The sequence below is a fragment of the Duganella lactea genome, from assembly GCF_009857505.1.
Lineage (GTDB): Bacteria > Pseudomonadota > Gammaproteobacteria > Burkholderiales > Burkholderiaceae_D > Rugamonas > Rugamonas lactea.
The window spans coordinates 1-296 of the sequence record NZ_WWCP01000109.1; the positions used below are offsets into that span (position 1 = coordinate 1).

Annotated in this window: 1 rRNA gene; it reads left to right on the plus strand. The window is 44.9% G+C overall.

What is annotated here, in order from left to right:
- A 16S ribosomal RNA gene (locus tag GTP44_RS26895) occupies positions 1-114 on the plus strand; the annotation flags it as partial.
- Positions 115-296: the final 182 nt, after the last annotated feature.

Genomic DNA, 296 nt, shown 5'->3' on the forward strand with positions numbered 1-296 from the left:
CCAGAAGTAGGTAGCTTAACCGCAAGGAGGGCGCTTACCACGGTAGGATTCGTGACTGGGGTGAAGTCGTAACAAGGTAGCCGTATCGGAAGGTGCGGCTGGATCACCTCCTTTCTAGAGTTTGCAGGTTCTTCGGAACATGCCAAGTGCTCACACTTATCTGCTGTAACGTTCTTTAACAATCTGGAAGAAGTAAAGTTTTATTTAAGCGTGTAGAAATACACACTTAGGGTAGTAAAACTCATCATCACAAAGTAGTAAATGCTTGCCTAATAGCCGTCAAGGTTATAGGGACA